Source organism: Mycolicibacterium sarraceniae, from assembly GCF_010731875.1.
Classification (GTDB): domain Bacteria; phylum Actinomycetota; class Actinomycetes; order Mycobacteriales; family Mycobacteriaceae; genus Mycobacterium; species Mycobacterium sarraceniae.
Genome location: NZ_AP022595.1, coordinates 3,284,805 through 3,299,321, shown reverse-complemented (window position 1 = coordinate 3,299,321; position 14,517 = coordinate 3,284,805). Strand labels below are relative to the sequence as shown.

Here is a 14,517-nt window from a genome sequence, read left to right as displayed (position 1 = left end):
TTTGGAGACGCGGGGGTAAGGATCGCGAACTTGCCGAACTGTTGCACCAACTGTCGGGCGGTGCGCTCGCGTGACCGCCCGCGTTGACCCCGGCCTCGCCTCTGCGCGGCGCATGGCCGCGGTCGTCGACTTCGATCCCGGCCCACCCGAACCGCCACCCGACGACGGCAACGGTTCCGCGATCGTGTCGGCGGCCGCGACGTCGGCGCACAAGCGATACCCGGTCGTTGACTGGCAGCGAGCATTCGACGGCGCCCGCGATGAAATCGATTGGCTGGTAACCGACTTCATCGCTCGCGGCCAGTCCTACGCCCTGGTGTCGACGGCGAAGGCCGGCAAGAGCCTGCTGATGCTCGACGTCGCCGCCGCGATCGCGGCGGGCCGCCCGGCCTTCGGCCAGAAGCCACAGCCACCAGTCCGAGTCCTCTACGTCGATCACGAGAACACCGACTTCGACATTATCGAGCGGCTACGCGACATGGGTTACGGCCCAGCTGATCTGAGTAACCTGCGCTATCTGTCGTTCCCGTCGATGCCGCCCCTCGACGGCCCAGTCGGGGGACTCGACCTCGCGGCGGTTGCTGAGCACCACGGCGCCGCCCTGGTCGTCATCGACACCGTGGCCCGTGTCGTCGCTGGCGAAGAGAACAGCGCCGACACCTACCGGGCGCTGTACCGGCACACACTGGCCCCACTGAAAGCCGCTGGCCGCGCCGTCGTGCGGCTCGACCACCGCGGCCACGGCACCAAGACCACTGCCCGCGGATCAAGCGCCAAATCCGATGATGTGGACGCGGTGTGGACGCTCGACACCCAACCCGGCGGCGAAGACGGAGAAGTGTTCGTCAACCTCGGCCTCGAACGACAGCGCGGCAACGCCCACCCTGACCGCATTCTGGTGCTCCGCCAGTACGACCCGCACCTGCGGCACATCATCCGGCCGAAGTCGCTGCCGGACGCTGAACGCCGCCGGATCGGCGCGTGTATCGACGCGATGATCCAACTTCGATTGCCCGTCGAGGCGGGCAACCGCAAGGCACGGGAGGCACTTCGCCTGGCGGGCCACACGTTTCCGAACGCCACGATCGCCGAAGCTGTGCGCACACGAAAGTCCGTTCCAACGTTTCCGGGAGTGGGCGCGGAAACGTCAGAAGGGATGTTCTGACGATGGTTCGGGCGAACGCAAAAGGCCAGGTCAACGTTTCCGTCGATCGGCGCGGAAACGTCGGAACGGACGTTTCCGTGATGTCAGACACCGGCTTTTCACGCTGGCCCGTAAAAAGCCTGGTCAGGCGTTTCCGTGGATGGGCACGGAAACGTTGCGGAACCGTATGCGTCGCAGCGTCTCCAACGTTTCCGCGGGGGGTGTGTCTCTTAAGAGACACCCCGCGGACGAGGACGCACGGCCGGTGCGCCGCCGGCCTGGGTTGCGTTTCAAACGCGACCCTTCCGAAGTCCGGGCGGTGGAAGTGAGCTGCACGACGTGCAGCATCGACGGATGCGGCAAGGCGCCCTATGCGCGCGGTATGTGCTGCGCCCACTACAAGAAATTCCTCAAGGCCCGCTCGCCCGGTACCGCTCGGCCGCGGCCCGCCGCCACTGAAGCCGAGCCGGCCCTGACCGCTCGGGTATCGCTGCCCGAGTTCCTGGCCGGCTTGGCTGCCGCGTGCCCGCCGTTGCCTGGCGCCCGCTGTCGCGACCAGGTCGACCTTTTCGACCGCACGGCCGCGAAGGACCAAGCGGCCAGCACAGCCGCGCTCGCACTCTGCCGCGCCTGCCCAGCCAGGGAAGCCTGCCGTGCTTGGTTCGACAACCTGCCGCCCGACCAGCGACCCATCGGTGTCGTCGCCGGCCAGATCGTGGCAGAAGACAAGACCACGAGCGGATTCCAACGCGAGAAAGCAGAGCGCGACAAGCGCATCGCCGAGCTGCACGCGGCCGGCCTCACCAACTCCGAGATCGCGGCCGTGACCGGGTGCTCCAAGACGACAGTGCTCCGAGCACTCACCGGCCACCGATGACAACCCCACCCAAAGGAGATCTGATGCCTGACCCGAGAATCCCCACGAACAAAGACCGCGCCCGCGCGATGCGCGCCGTCATGGCGATGCTCCACAACGACGGGACGACGCTGCGATTCGTCATCGACGAGGCCAGAACACCGGAGGAAATCGACCGGCTGTTCCTGGCGCTCATCGACATGTTCGCCGCGTTCATGCGACGCAAGCTCAAAGATCCCCACGGCTACGCCGCGTCGTGGATCGCGCACGAGCTCATGCAGGACACTGACACGCCGGGCAAGCCGTCGTGATGGCAACTTGTCGCCGCGGCGCGCTATGGTCGGAATCGTCCCTTTCGGAGGGATGGTGGTGGTTTCGACCAAACCCGTCGCCGAGACTGGCCCGTACAGCCAGGTCTCGCAGCGACCACATACGGTCGAGCCGCCGCCATCTCCGAACCGCGGGGATAAGACTTGGCCTGACCAGCGGTAAGGAACCGTCCCTCGTACAAGGGACCACGCCGAATCCGTCCGTCCTCCAAGCGAATCCACTTCAGTGCGCGCATTCGGCGCGCGGATTTCGCGTCTAGGAGGCGCTCAACCATGAACCCCAAGGAAGAACTCGAGTCGCTGAAGAAGGCGGCTCTGGCCATCGCGACCAAGGCCAAGAACGAGAACCGCAACTTCACGCCCGAAGAGCAGACCGACATCGACGCCAAGATGGCGCGCATCGAGGAACTGAGGGGCATCATCGCAGAGGCCGAGAAGTCCGCGGCGACGCTGGCCGCGCTCGACGCCATGGCCGGTGGTCGGAACATCGACGGTAATGCCGAGTTCCTCAGCTTCGGCAAGTCGTTCGGCACCAAGGCCGTCGACAAGCTGATGCCGATCGGCCAGAAGTCGCTCGCCGCCAACTCGTCGGTGTTCGTCGATGTGGAGCTGACGCCGACGCCAATCCCGATGGGTCGGCCGGCCACCTCGCTGCTCGACCTACTGCCGGCCATCCGCCACAGCCAGCCGGCCTACTCGTACATCCGTCAGACGGTGCGCACCAACAACGCCGCGGTCGTCGCTCCGGGCGCTGTCAAGCCGACATCGACGTACACCATCGACAAGATCGACGGCGCGCTGAGCGTCATCGCCCACATGTCGGAGCCCGTGCACCGGTACTGGTTCGAGGACGCCGCATCGCTGCGACCCTTCATGCAAGAGGAGCTCGCATACGGAATCGGCCTTGCTGTCGAGGCCAAGGTACTGGCCGACATCCACGCCACATCAGGACTTCAGACCCAGGCATTCGACACCAGCGCACTCGCCACACTGCGTAAGTCGATCACCAAACTGGAGACATTCGGATACAAGCCCGCGGCGGCCGTCGTGCACCCGAACGACTGGGAATCCATCGAGCTCGCACTGACCACGACCACAGCCGTCGAGTACCGGGGCCTGCCTTACGATCCCGTGGCCCGCCGCCTCTTCGGTGTCCCGATCGTCGTCGCCAACGTTCAAGCCGCCGGCACCGCAGACGTCATCAGCACCGGCGCCGTCGCCGTCGACACCGACAGCCTCGGCGTGCTCGTGCAATGGACAGAGACCAGCAACGCCGACGACTTCAGCAAGAACCTGGTCAGAGCGCGAATGGAAGGCCGCTTCGGCACATCGGTCTTCACACCGATGGGTGTCGTAAAAGCAACGCTCGTCGACGACTGACGCTCACCGTGGCACTCGGGGCCAGCACGGCAGCTCCCAGCACAGGTAAGGGGGTTGCCGCCACAGGAGGTCCGTCGGCGGCCCCCCGCCACGGTGGGCTTGCATTTTTCTGCACAACCCCGCGACATGGGGGGGTTACCCAACAACCCGGAAGGACAACGGCATTGAGCGCCGAGCTTGACATCACGATCACCCCGACCCACCAACGCTGCGCGGCCACACTCGCGCAGGGCTTCGTCGAGCTCGTCGGCACCGAAGCCGCGTTGCGGCAACTCGAACGAACTCGACTCGACGCCGCTGTAGCCGAATGAGTCAACCCGACGAAACAGATGCCGATGATGACGAGTCGTCGGTGCCCACAGTTTTGGTGCCGACGCGGTACGGATGGCGGCAGGTGCCGGAGGACACTGCCTCGCAATGGTCCGAGCAGGTGTGGCACGACAGGCCGCCACGGTGATCCGGTTCTGTCTCGGTGCGGCGGTGAAGGTGCCGGTGGCATCGTCAGCGGTCTTGATCGACAACGCAACAGACTTGCGTTTCATGGGACGTCCTCTCGGACAACGGTCTGGCATCAGTGTTCGACAACGTCGACGCGCACGGCGACATCGTTCGCCCCGGCGCATTCACGAAATCGATTGCCGCCGGCCAACCGATCCCACTGTTGTGGGAGCACAAGGCCGACGACCCGCGCAACTACGTCGGTGACGTGATCGCGGCGGCCGAAACCGCCGAAGGATTAGCGATCACCGGGAAGTTCGACCTCGACACCGATCACGGTGCCGCCGCCTACCGAAACGTCAAGGGCCGCCGCGTCGGCGGCCTGTCGATCGGCTACGGCATCCGCAATTCAACCAAGACCGCGGCCGGCAACGAGCTGACCGAACTCGACCTGATCGAGATCTCGGTGGTCGCTCGCGGCGCCAACGACCGGGCTCTGATCGGCGCCGTCAAGTCCGCCGGCCGACCCACCGCCCCTATCCGCTCGGCGCTGGCCAAGGCCAACGCCACCCGTTACCTCCAGGAGACACCCGACATGATGACCACCGCGAAACTGCAAACCCTAACGAAGGACCGCGACAGCCAACTGGCGCTCGTTTAAGCAGATCATCGACACCGCCGACGAACTCGGACGGGACCTGACCGCCGACGAGTCCGGCAGGGTCGACGAAGCCACCAACGAGGCGAAGTCGCTCGACTCGCAGATCATTACCGCCAAGGCCCGATCTGGCCATCCTCGACGGCGCGAAGTCGCTCGCTGGCGACATCGGCAAGCCGCTCGTTGATGGTGCGGACCCGGCCGCCGCGGGCGATGGGCACCTGGCCCCTCAACGGCAAGCACACCAAGACACTGGCCGCGAAGATGGTCAAGGCATGGCCGCGCCAGGCCGTCAGTGACGGCACCGTGAACGGCACCCGAACCAAGGCACTGGCCTCGGGCCAGCAGACCACCAGCACGATCGTGCTGCCCGAGATCGTCGAGCTCGGCCGGTGGTCTCGCTGCTAGACGTGCTGCCCGCGCGCATCGTGCCGCCGAGCTACACGTTCATACGGCAGTCGACGCGCACCAACAACGCGGCCCCCGTCGCGGTCGCTGGCACGAAGCCGACGACCGTCCTGGGCATCACCTCGGTGGAGAACCGCCTGCGGGTCGTCGCCCACGTGTCCGAGCAACTCGACCACTACATGCTCAGCGACGCACCGAACCTCGAAAAGTTCGTTTCCGACGAGATGCTCTACGGTCTGCGCAAAGCCGTTGAGACAGAGGTTATCTCGGGCGATGGCACTGGTGAGCACTTCACCGGCATCCTGAACACCAGCGGCGTCGTCACGCAGGCGTTCGCCACCAACGCACTCACCAGCATCCGCAAAGCACTGACCGCACTGTCGGTGTCGGACTACGCACCGGCGGCAATCGTCCTCAGCGCCGGCGACTGGGAGGCCATCGAACTCCTCGCGGTGACCAGTGGAGCCACCGACGTGCAGGGCGCGCCGATCGACCCCACCGCCCGACGACTCTGGGGCGTGCCGGTGGTCCTGAATCAGGGCCTCGGCGCCAAGACCGGGCTGGTGCTCGGTGAGGGCTCGGTGACGATCGACCACGACGGCGAGCTCGACACCCGCTGGTCTGAGAACGTCGGCACCGACTTCACGTCGAACAGCTTGCGCTGCCGCGTGGAAGGCCGGTTCGGAGTCTCGGTCAACCAGCCCGGTGCCGTCGTCAAGGTCGCCACCGCAGCATAAGGACCGGGTGCGGCGGGCAGGCTCAACACGGGGTGGTTCCCCTCCAGCGCGCCACCCGCCGCACCCACCCGGGGAGTAGGGGTCCAGATCGCTAAGGCCCGACACCGGTGCCACCTTCCACCGGTTAGGGGTCCTCTCCCCCCGAACGAAACTGGACATGGGAAGGGGGCGCGACGGGTGCGGACAGCGGAACGGCTTGCGCGCGATGATCGGAGTGCTGTGGCTGTTCTTCGCGGGCGAGAGTTACCGGGCGATCGCGCGGGAAGTGGTAATGACTGACCGAGGTGGGGGCACCTGGACTATCACGGAGAAACCGGGCTTCCAACTGACGCTGGTCACCGACTAACAGAACAGCCACCGAAGCAATTGCTTCGGTGGCTGTTCGATGTCTGCGCCGTGTCAGGTGGTCAGTCGCTCAAACTCGTCTGCGGTGTCGGTCAACATCACCGCATACTCGCGGATCTGCTCTGGTGTGACTTCGTCGTCCTTCGCATATGCGGTGACCCACCAGCGGACCGATCCATCTGCGGACTGCACGCCGCCAATGCTGACCGACAGCGGACCGGTCGAACGACTGCGGCCATCGACGACTCGCGACCAGTTGCCGTCACCGTCGTCATTCCACAGGTCGGCACACCCGGTTGCCGCTGCTGGCAGCGCCACGTGGGCGAACGACACCTGATTCCTCGCCTCCTCGAACAGCATTTGCCGGTCCTTGCGGATGACCTCTGTGGGGTCTTCTCCGGGGAATGCGAGGGGTCCGTGAAGCTCGGTCAACAGTTCGTGTCGCTCGAAACGCTGGATCACGTGGGGCGGCAGCTGTTCGGCGAAGTCGCGCCAGGTGGTCGCGTTGTCGGGTGTGGTCAGTGCGGTCATGGTGCCGCCTTCCTGTTGGGGAGGCTCACCGTCGCACCGCGCACCGACAACCTCGGAGGGCGTAGTGCAGTCGCGTGCGTGCCGGCCGATGCCGCGGCAGCAGGTGTGGGCAGTTGAGTCGACGGGGTACTTGGTGGTCATTGGTACGCTCCCTTGCTATTGGCCAGGGAATGCAGTCAGTCCAAGATATTCAGGCTCTCCACGCTCTGAGCCGAACAGCATTTATACAGGTCAGGTACAGCGCAAAGTCGCCCCTAGTGCGCGACTACCTGGACTAGCCCGGCATGTCGTCACAGCGGGTGAACATCGGATCGGGCTCCGAATTCGAGGAATTGGTCGGGTACTCCCGTGCGGTGCGCACGGGCCCGTTCGTGGCCGTCGCGGGCACGACCGGTGCCGGCAAGGACATCGCCGATCAGACCCGAAATGCGTTGCAGCGCATCCAGACAGCGCTATCCGATCTGGGCGCCGGCCTGCCGGATGTGATCCGCACCCGGATCTACGTCACCGACATCTCCCGGTGGCGGGAGGTCGGCGTCGTGCACGAGGAGTTCTTCGGTGCGGTCCGGCCGGCTGCCACCATGGTGGAAGTCTCGGCCCTCGTCGAACCCGGGCTGCTGGTGGAGATCGAGGCCGACGCCTACGTCGCGGACTCGAACGCCGGAAACGTGCCGTCGGGCCCCGTACGGTAGCGCGTGACGTTCGTCACGGCCGCGGTGGGCAACGCGCCGTACAGATGCGGGAACCGCATCGACTCGGGATCCGTTGACGCTCCGGGTTCCCACCGCACGGGCGCGTCCAGTCTTTGCGGGTCGATATGCAGCAGCAGCACATCAGTTCGATCGGCATAGAGCCGGTTAGCGGGCAGGTGTACCTGCTCGCGTGTCGACAGGTGGACGAACCCGACTTCGGTCAGTGACTCGGGGCAAAGCCGGCCGACGGCTTGGGCGGCTTCCCAGTCCCGCTGTCCGCACAGGTGGAGTAAGAATTCCGGATTCGGGTACATACGAACACACTGCACCACCCGCAACAGCACAGGGCGTGAGACACGACACAGCGTTAAACCCCCGGGGAACAAGGCCGAAACGAAGAACGTCTGAGACAGTGGACATACGTGACGATGACGCCAAGCCACCGAAGCGCTGAGCACCTTACGGAGGAGCCCAAATGAACGCGACCCTGACCAGTCCGGAATTGACCAAGGCTGATCGCTGCGACCGCTGTGGTGCGGCTGCTCGGGTCCGCGCGAAGCTCCCCTCTGGCGCCGAACTCCTGTTCTGCCAGCATCACGCCAACGAGCACCAGGCCAAGCTTGTCGAACTGGCCGCGGTGATCGAAGTCGCGACGTCGGAGGCATAACCGCAACTCACGGCCGCGGTGCTGGGCAGGATCGCTGTCGTCAGGAATGCTGGTCTGGTCATGACCGACCAACCCGCTAAGCCATCTCGCCATCACATATGGCGGATCTCCAAACGGACATTGTCCAAGAGCTGGGACGACTCGATCTTCGCGGAGTCGGCCCAGGCTGGATTCTGGTCGGTGCTGTCGCTGCCCCCATTGCTGCTCGGGATGCTGGGCAGCCTCGCCTACATCGCGCCGTTGTTTGGGCCAGACACCCTGCCCACGATCCAGAGCCAGCTGATCAAATTCGCCGACAGCTTCTTCTCCAAGAACGTGGTCAACGAGATCATCGAGCCGACCGTCCACGACATCGTCCAGGGCGCGCGCGGCGAGGTGGTCTCGTTGGGCTTCGTGATCAGCCTGTGGGCCGGTTCGTCAGCCATCTCGGCGTTCGTCGACTCGGTGGTGGAAGCCCATGACCAGACACCGCTGCGCCATCCGGTGCGGCAGCGTATCTTCGCGTTGGGCCTCTATGTGGTGATGCTGGTGTCCGTCATCGCGGCAGCGCCATTCATCGCGGTCGGTCCGCGCAAGATCTCGTCTTACCTGCCTGACAGCTGGGACAACGTCCTGCAATACGGCTACTACCCAATGCTTACGCTGGCGTTGATCGTGGCGGTGACCATCCTCTACCGGGTGTCGCTGCCCAGCCCGCTGCCCACACATCGCCTGGTGTGGGGCGCGCTACTGGCGGCGACGGTGTTCGTGGTCGCCACCATGGTCCTGCGCTTCTACCTGACCTGGATCACCAGCACCGGTTACACGTACGGGGCGTTGGCGACACCGATCGCGTTCCTGCTGTTCGCATTCTTCCTCGGCTTCGCAATCATGATCGGCGCTGAGCTCAATGCCGCCATCGAGGAGGAGTGGCCGGCCCCGACCCCGCACGCCGATCAGGTGCGCAGGTGGTTGCGGCACAAGGCGAAGTCGTTGGGCGACAAGGATGCCGAACACCGCAACCAGGCGCCGCGGTCCGAACAGCCCGACGAGAAGGCCCCGGTCAGCCCTTCTTGAGGCCTTCGTAGACGCGCTTGCAATCGGGGCAGACCGGCGAGCCCGGCTTGGCCGCTTTTGTCACCGGGAACACCTCACCGCACAGCGCGACGACGTGGGTGCCCATCACAGCGCTCTCGGCGATCTTGTCCTTCTTCACGTAGTGAAAGACCTTAGGCGCGTCATCATCGGTGCCGTCGTCGACGCGTTCGTCGGAGTCGGGGCGCTCGATCGTCTGGGTCCGCATGGAAGACATTGTGCCCGGTTGAGCGGCTGTAAGAAACTACCCTGCATATCGAGCACGGAATGTGGAACAGTGGAGCTATGAAGCGTGAGCTGGGGTTCGACGACGAAGGTCGGCCCGTGCTCATCACCGCGGCCGCGACTCCCTATGAGGAGCAGCATCGTGCGCGGGTGCGAAAGTACTTGACGATCATGTCATTTCGGATCCCGGCGCTCATTCTGGCTGCGGCGGCCTACGGGTTGTGGCACAACGGGCTGATCTCGCTGGCGATCATCGCGGGGTCGGTGCCGCTGCCGTGGATCGCGGTGCTGATCGCCAACGACCGGCCGCCGCGCAAGGCCGAGGAACCGCGCCGGTTCAATGACACCCTGCGCCGGACTCAGCTGTTCCCGCGCCCCGAACCTCCTGCTCTCAATCCCGGTATCTCCGCGGCGCAACCGCATACCGCCGGCGGCGGCAACCACAGTTCCCACTGACCGTCAAGGGCGTTGTTTCTCAGGACATTCTCAGGGCCTCGCAGCATTCCTGCACTTCAGAGGGTGTGAGATAGCGACCTCGTGGGAACTCTTTGCTCCGATCGAACGTTGAACCGTTTGACAGTTGCAGCCGATCAGGAGGCCACCATGGCAAATGCCACCACTAGCCGATTTGACAGCGACCTGGACGCCCAGAGTCCGGCCGCGGACCTGGTGCGCGTGTATCTGAACGGGATCGGCAAGACCGCTCTACTCACCGCCGAGGACGAGGTCGAGCTGGCCAAGCGCATCGAAGCGGGCTTGTTCGCCGCGCATCTGCTGGCGACCCGCAAGCGCCTATCCGACAACCGCAAACGTGACCTGGCCACCGTGGTTCGCGATGGGCAGGCCGCCCGAAGCCACCTGCTCGAGGCCAACCTGCGCCTGGTGGTGTCGTTGGCCAAGCGCTACACCGGACGCGGTATGCCACTGCTGGATCTCATCCAGGAGGGCAACCTGGGCCTGATCCGGGCGATGGAAAAGTTCGATTACACCAAGGGTTTCAAGTTCTCCACCTACGCCACCTGGTGGATCCGTCAGGCAATCACCCGCGGTATGGCCGACCAGAGCCGCACCATCCGGCTGCCAGTGCACCTGGTGGAACAGGTCAACAAGCTGGCGCGGATCAAGCGTGAGATGCACCAGAGCCTGGGGCGCGAGGCCACCGACGACGAACTGGCCGAAGAGTCGGGCATCCCGGTCGAGAAGATCAACGACCTGCTCGAGCACAGCCGCGACCCGGTGAGCCTGGATATGCCGGTCGGCAGCGACGAGGAGGCTCCGCTGGGCGACTTCATCGAAGACTCCGAAGCCATGTCGGCCGAGAACGCCGTCATCGCCGAGCTGCTCCACACCGATATTCGCCACGTGCTCGCCACGCTCGATGAGCGTGAGCAGCAAGTGATCCGGCTGCGGTTCGGTCTCGATGACGGCCAGCCACGCACTCTCGATCAGATCGGCAAGCTGTTCGGCCTGTCTCGCGAACGGGTCCGCCAGATCGAGCGCGAAGTGATGTCCAAGTTGCGCAACGGTGACCGGGCTGACCGGCTGCGGTCCTACGCCAGCTAAACAAGCAACCCCCTAAGTGTGCCCGTCGGCGATGCCGGCGGGCACGCTGCTTCCCCCGATGGTGTTGCACAACCATTTCCGCAGCTAGCCAAGTAGACTCGGGACCGACGAAGGGTGCCTTATGAACGACCTGGTCGATACCACCGAGATGTATCTCCGCACGATCTACGACCTCGAAGAAGAGGGCGTGATTCCCCTGCGCGCGCGCATTGCCGAACGGCTCGATCAGAGCGGCCCGACGGTCAGTCAGACCGTGGCCCGCATGGAGCGCGACGGCCTGCTACATGTGGCCGGCGACCGGCACCTCGAACTGACCGACAAGGGCCGCGGACTTGCCGTATCCGTGATGCGCAAGCACCGGCTGGCCGAACGGTTGCTCGTGGACGTCATCGGACTGCCCTGGGAAGAGGTGCACGCCGAAGCCTGTAAGTGGGAGCACGTCATGAGCGAGGACGTCGAGCGCCGCTTGGTGCAGGTTCTCGACGACCCCACGGTGTCCCCCTTCGGCAACCCCATTCCGGGTCTGTCCCTGCTGGGTCTGGAGATGGGCCTGCACGAGGACGCCCATCTGGTGCGGCTGACCGAGCTCCCGCCAGGCACGCCGGTCGCGGTGGTCGTGCGCCAGCTGACCGAACACGTCCAGGGTGACGTCGAGCTGATCGGCATGCTCAAGGCCGCCGGCGTTGTACCCAATGCCCGCGTGCAGGTCGAGAACAACACGACCGGCAGCGTGACGATCGTGATCGCCGGCCACGAGAACGTCGAGCTCCCCCACGAAATGGCGCACGCGGTCAAGGTCGAGAAGGTCTGACCCGACTCACACGGCGCGGCGGCCGAACGACCGCCGCGGCGGAAGCCTCACCCCAAGCTGTTTGGCCAGCCGATACCCGGTGACGGCCAACTCGCGAATCTGCTCGGGCCGCATAACGGATTGCAGCGCGGTGTCGAGCATGCTTGCCATCCGATGGTCGGGATCGCCGCGCAACGCCGCTTCCAGCGACAGCCCGGCCAGCGGGCCATCACCACGGGCGTAGGCCGAAAAAGCCAGCAGCACAAGCGCTTCCGCTCGCCACGGATCAGGAAGTGTGCGCGCCAGCAGGGCCCACAACGCCTCGGCGGCTGCCGCGCCGGTGCCCACGGCCAACGCGTACAACGTATCGCGCACATTGACATCGGTGAGTGCGCACGCCAGCGCTGCCAGCTCGCCGTCGCCCAGCGTGCCGCCGTCGCTCACCCAGCCACCCCAAGCGATCGCCGCCTCCACGTCGCGCCGGCCGCAGCCGTCGGGATCGGCTCGCCAGTCCGCCTCGCGCAGCTCGGCGTGGTCATTGATCGCCGGAACCAGTGCCGCACTCCGATTTTCGTCGGCAACCGCGATCACCGCCTGCAGATCGCCCCGGCGCCGGTACAGCCGCCGGCCATCGAGAACGGCGGCAGCTGCCAACGGAGACGCCATCGGATCCTCCACCGCGCCGGCGGACCCGCACCCGTCGACGCAATGCCAGCGACCGCCCGCTTCGACCCGGTCGACGATATGGCCCGCGCACAGGTCCATGCCGTGGGCGGACAGTGCCGCCGTCAGCTCGTCGCACAGGTCACGGTAATTCTGGTTGCACATGGGGCACCCCGCGCCATCGTCGTCCACGATCACCGCCACCATCGTGTCCGCACCCGAAGCCGACGCAAGCTCGGCCAGGTGGCTGAGGTCACCACCGAGCGCCTGGGACAGGTCGAGGCGCATCACCGCACCCATCTCGCCGCGTTCGAGGGATACCAGCACCAGCGACTCTTCGGGCACGAAGCCGAGCACAGCGGGCAGGGCAGCGATCAGCGCGCCGGGTCTGGTGAAGCGGAAGTCAGGTTCGTGTGTGGTCATGGGCGTGACGCTGTCAATCAGCACCGACGAGACCGCTCGGCCGACGCCTACAGAGGCCCGCCCCTGTGGATGAAATCGAGGCTGGGGATCAGCGCCGATGCGCGCGGTAGAGCGGATTGTTCATGTCGTATTGACATCGTCGGCATGCGAGCTTCGGCAAACCGGCGTACACCTTGTCCTCATGGGTTTGGAATACGACCTCGTCGTCATCGGCTCGGGACCCGGCGGCCAGAAGGCCGCCATCGCCGCGGCCAAGCTGGGCAAGTCGGTAGCCATCATCGAGCGGGGCCACATGATCGGCGGTGTCTGCGTGCAGACCGGCACCATCCCGTCCAAGACGCTGCGCGAGGCCGTCCTGTACCTGACCGGAATGAGCCAACGCGAACTCTACGGAGCCAGCTACCGAGTCAAGGACAAGATCACCCCTGCTGATCTCCTCGCGCGCACCCAGCATGTGATCGGCAAAGAAGTCGACGTCATCCGAAACCAGTTGATGCGCAACGGGGTTGAGCTCTACATGGGCCGTGGCCGGTTCCTGGACGAGCACAATCTGATCATCGAGGACCCCACCCGCGCCGAACACTTCACCATCAGCGGCCGCTATATCGTCATCGCCACCGGCACCAAGCCGGCGCGACCGGCCGGCATCGAATTCGACGAGAACCGGGTGCTGGACTCCGACGGCATCCTCGACCTGAAGAACATCCCGAGCTCGATGGTTGTCGTCGGCGCCGGAGTCATCGGCATCGAGTACGCCTCGATGTTCGCCGCGCTGGGCACCAAGGTCACCGTTGTGGAGAAGCGCGACACGATGCTGGACTTCTGCGACCCCGAGATCGTCGAGGCGCTGCGCTTTCATCTGCGCGATCTGGCGGTGACCTTCCGGTTCGGTGAGGCAGTGACCGCCGTCGACGTCGGGGCGGCGGGCACCGTCACCACGCTGGCCAGCGGCAAGCAGATTCCGGCCGAGACCGTCATGTACTCGGCCGGCCGGCAGGGCCAGACCGATCACCTGGATCTGGAGAACGCCGGCCTGGAGGCCGATAACCGCGGCCGGATCTTCGTCGACGAGAAGACGTTCCAGACCAAGGTCGACCACATCTACGCCGTCGGCGACGTCATCGGGTTCCCGGCCCTGGCGGCGACCTCGATGGAGCAGGGCCGGCTGGCCGCCTACCACGCCTTCGGTGAGCCGACGGCCGGTATCACCCAGCTGCAGCCGATCGGCATCTACTCGATCCCCGAGGTGTCCTACGTCGGTGCCACCGAGCAGGAGCTGACCAAGGATTCCGTTCCCTACGAGGTCGGGGTGTCCCGCTACCGCGAACTGGCCCGCGGCCAGATCGCCGGCGACTCGTACGGCATGTTGAAACTGCTGGTGTCCACCGAGGATCTCACGGTGCTCGGTGTCCATATCTTCGGCACCGCCGCCACCGAGCTGGTGCACATCGGCCAGGCTGTGATGGGCTGCGGCGGGACGATCGAATACCTCGTCGACGCCGTCTTCAACTACCCGACGTTCTCGGAGGCCTACAAGGTCGCGGCGCTGGACGTGATGAACAAGCTGCGGGCGCTCAACCAGTTCCGCAAATAA

General features: G+C 65.4%; 19 protein-coding genes. 15 read left to right on the top strand and 4 right to left on the bottom strand.

Annotated features, from left to right (window positions below; genetic code table 11):
* Positions 1-70 precede the first annotated feature (70 nt).
* From G6N13_RS16460 to G6N13_RS16425, 8 genes are all read left to right on the top strand, one after another.
* Positions 71-1,165, top strand: coding sequence for an AAA family ATPase (locus G6N13_RS16460; RefSeq protein WP_163698663.1), 1,095 nt, complete (start codon positions 71-73; stop codon positions 1,163-1,165).
* Positions 1,166-1,463: 298 nt separating this feature from the next.
* Positions 1,464-2,021 carry a helix-turn-helix domain-containing protein gene (locus tag G6N13_RS24340; RefSeq protein ID WP_179964995.1) on the top strand — a complete coding sequence of 186 codons (558 nt, stop codon included), beginning with the start codon at positions 1,464-1,466 and terminating at the stop codon, positions 2,019-2,021.
* 23 nt (positions 2,022-2,044) lie between these two features.
* Entirely contained in the window at positions 2,045-2,311 is a 267-nt protein-coding gene (locus G6N13_RS16450) for a recombinase family protein (RefSeq protein ID WP_163698661.1), read from the top strand.
* A 291-nt stretch (positions 2,312-2,602) separates the two neighbouring features.
* Positions 2,603-3,709: a phage major capsid protein gene (locus tag G6N13_RS16445; protein ID WP_163698659.1), complete on the top strand. Its 1,107-nt coding sequence runs from the start codon at positions 2,603-2,605 to the stop codon at positions 3,707-3,709.
* A gap of 164 nt (positions 3,710-3,873) precedes the next feature.
* Positions 3,874-4,020, top strand: coding sequence for a hypothetical protein (locus G6N13_RS16440; RefSeq protein ID WP_163698657.1), 147 nt, complete (start codon positions 3,874-3,876; stop codon positions 4,018-4,020).
* 263 nt (positions 4,021-4,283) lie between these two features.
* The gene (locus tag G6N13_RS16435) at positions 4,284-4,808 is read left to right on the top strand and encodes an HK97 family phage prohead protease (protein ID WP_235677789.1); all 525 of its coding nucleotides are present in this window, start codon (positions 4,284-4,286) and stop codon (positions 4,806-4,808) included.
* A gap of 183 nt (positions 4,809-4,991) precedes the next feature.
* Positions 4,992-5,213 (top strand): hypothetical protein, encoded by a 222-nt coding sequence (locus G6N13_RS16430; protein ID WP_163698655.1) that lies wholly within the window; start codon positions 4,992-4,994, stop codon positions 5,211-5,213.
* Positions 5,198-5,950, top strand: a complete 753-nt coding sequence (locus G6N13_RS16425) for a phage major capsid protein (RefSeq protein WP_163698653.1) — start codon at positions 5,198-5,200, stop codon at positions 5,948-5,950. Before G6N13_RS16430 ends, G6N13_RS16425 begins: the two co-directional genes overlap by 16 nt.
* 399 nt (positions 5,951-6,349) lie before the next feature.
* Here the strand turns inward: G6N13_RS16425 and G6N13_RS16420 are convergent, their stop codons facing one another.
* Positions 6,350-6,967 (bottom strand): hypothetical protein, encoded by a 618-nt coding sequence (locus G6N13_RS16420; RefSeq protein WP_220096759.1) that lies wholly within the window; start codon positions 6,965-6,967, stop codon positions 6,350-6,352.
* Between the two features lie 143 nt (positions 6,968-7,110).
* On the opposite strand from G6N13_RS16420, the gene G6N13_RS16415 reads away from it, so the two are divergent.
* On the top strand, positions 7,111-7,518 hold the full coding sequence (locus tag G6N13_RS16415) for a RidA family protein (RefSeq protein WP_163698649.1): 408 nt from the start codon (positions 7,111-7,113) through the stop codon (positions 7,516-7,518).
* Here the strand turns inward: G6N13_RS16415 and G6N13_RS16410 are convergent.
* Complete coding sequence (locus G6N13_RS16410) at positions 7,467-7,832, bottom strand: DUF952 domain-containing protein (protein ID WP_163698647.1); 366 nt, start codon at positions 7,830-7,832, stop codon at positions 7,467-7,469. The two genes, G6N13_RS16415 and G6N13_RS16410, sit on opposite strands and share 52 nt — an antisense overlap.
* Positions 7,833-7,993: 161 nt before the next feature.
* Here G6N13_RS16410 and G6N13_RS16405 point away from each other — a divergent pair, with 161 nt between their 5' ends.
* Both G6N13_RS16405 and G6N13_RS16400 read left to right on the top strand, forming a co-directional pair.
* Positions 7,994-8,185: a DUF7455 domain-containing protein gene (locus G6N13_RS16405; RefSeq protein WP_163698645.1), complete on the top strand. Its 192-nt coding sequence runs from the start codon at positions 7,994-7,996 to the stop codon at positions 8,183-8,185.
* Between the two features lie 60 nt (positions 8,186-8,245).
* Entirely contained in the window at positions 8,246-9,241 is a 996-nt protein-coding gene (locus G6N13_RS16400; protein WP_163698643.1) for a YihY/virulence factor BrkB family protein, read from the top strand.
* Here the strand turns inward: G6N13_RS16400 and G6N13_RS16395 are convergent.
* Entirely contained in the window at positions 9,228-9,467 is a 240-nt protein-coding gene (locus tag G6N13_RS16395) for a DUF3039 domain-containing protein (protein WP_163698641.1), read from the bottom strand. The genes G6N13_RS16400 and G6N13_RS16395 overlap by 14 nt on opposite strands.
* Positions 9,468-9,526: 59 nt before the next feature.
* Between G6N13_RS16395 and G6N13_RS16390 the strand changes: the two genes are divergently transcribed.
* The 3 genes from G6N13_RS16390 to G6N13_RS16380 all read left to right on the top strand — a co-directional run bounded on the left by G6N13_RS16390 (position 9,527) and on the right by G6N13_RS16380 (position 11,858).
* Positions 9,527-9,940 carry a DUF3099 domain-containing protein gene (locus tag G6N13_RS16390; protein ID WP_163698639.1) on the top strand — a complete coding sequence of 138 codons (414 nt, stop codon included), beginning with the start codon at positions 9,527-9,529 and terminating at the stop codon, positions 9,938-9,940.
* A 147-nt stretch (positions 9,941-10,087) separates the two neighbouring features.
* Positions 10,088-11,047, top strand: coding sequence for a sigma-70 family RNA polymerase sigma factor (locus G6N13_RS16385; RefSeq protein WP_163698637.1), 960 nt, complete (start codon positions 10,088-10,090; stop codon positions 11,045-11,047).
* 121 nt (positions 11,048-11,168) lie between these two features.
* Positions 11,169-11,858, top strand: coding sequence for an iron-dependent transcriptional repressor DtxR (locus G6N13_RS16380; protein ID WP_163698635.1), 690 nt, complete (start codon positions 11,169-11,171; stop codon positions 11,856-11,858).
* Positions 11,859-11,864: 6 nt separating this feature from the next.
* Here G6N13_RS16380 and G6N13_RS16375 read toward each other — a convergent pair whose 3' ends face one another.
* Complete coding sequence (locus G6N13_RS16375) at positions 11,865-12,923, bottom strand: DUF4192 domain-containing protein (protein WP_163698633.1); 1,059 nt, start codon at positions 12,921-12,923, stop codon at positions 11,865-11,867.
* 181 nt (positions 12,924-13,104) lie between these two features.
* Between G6N13_RS16375 and sthA the strand changes: the two genes are divergently transcribed.
* Positions 13,105-14,517: a Si-specific NAD(P)(+) transhydrogenase gene (gene sthA, locus G6N13_RS16370; RefSeq protein ID WP_163698631.1), complete on the top strand. Its 1,413-nt coding sequence runs from the start codon at positions 13,105-13,107 to the stop codon at positions 14,515-14,517.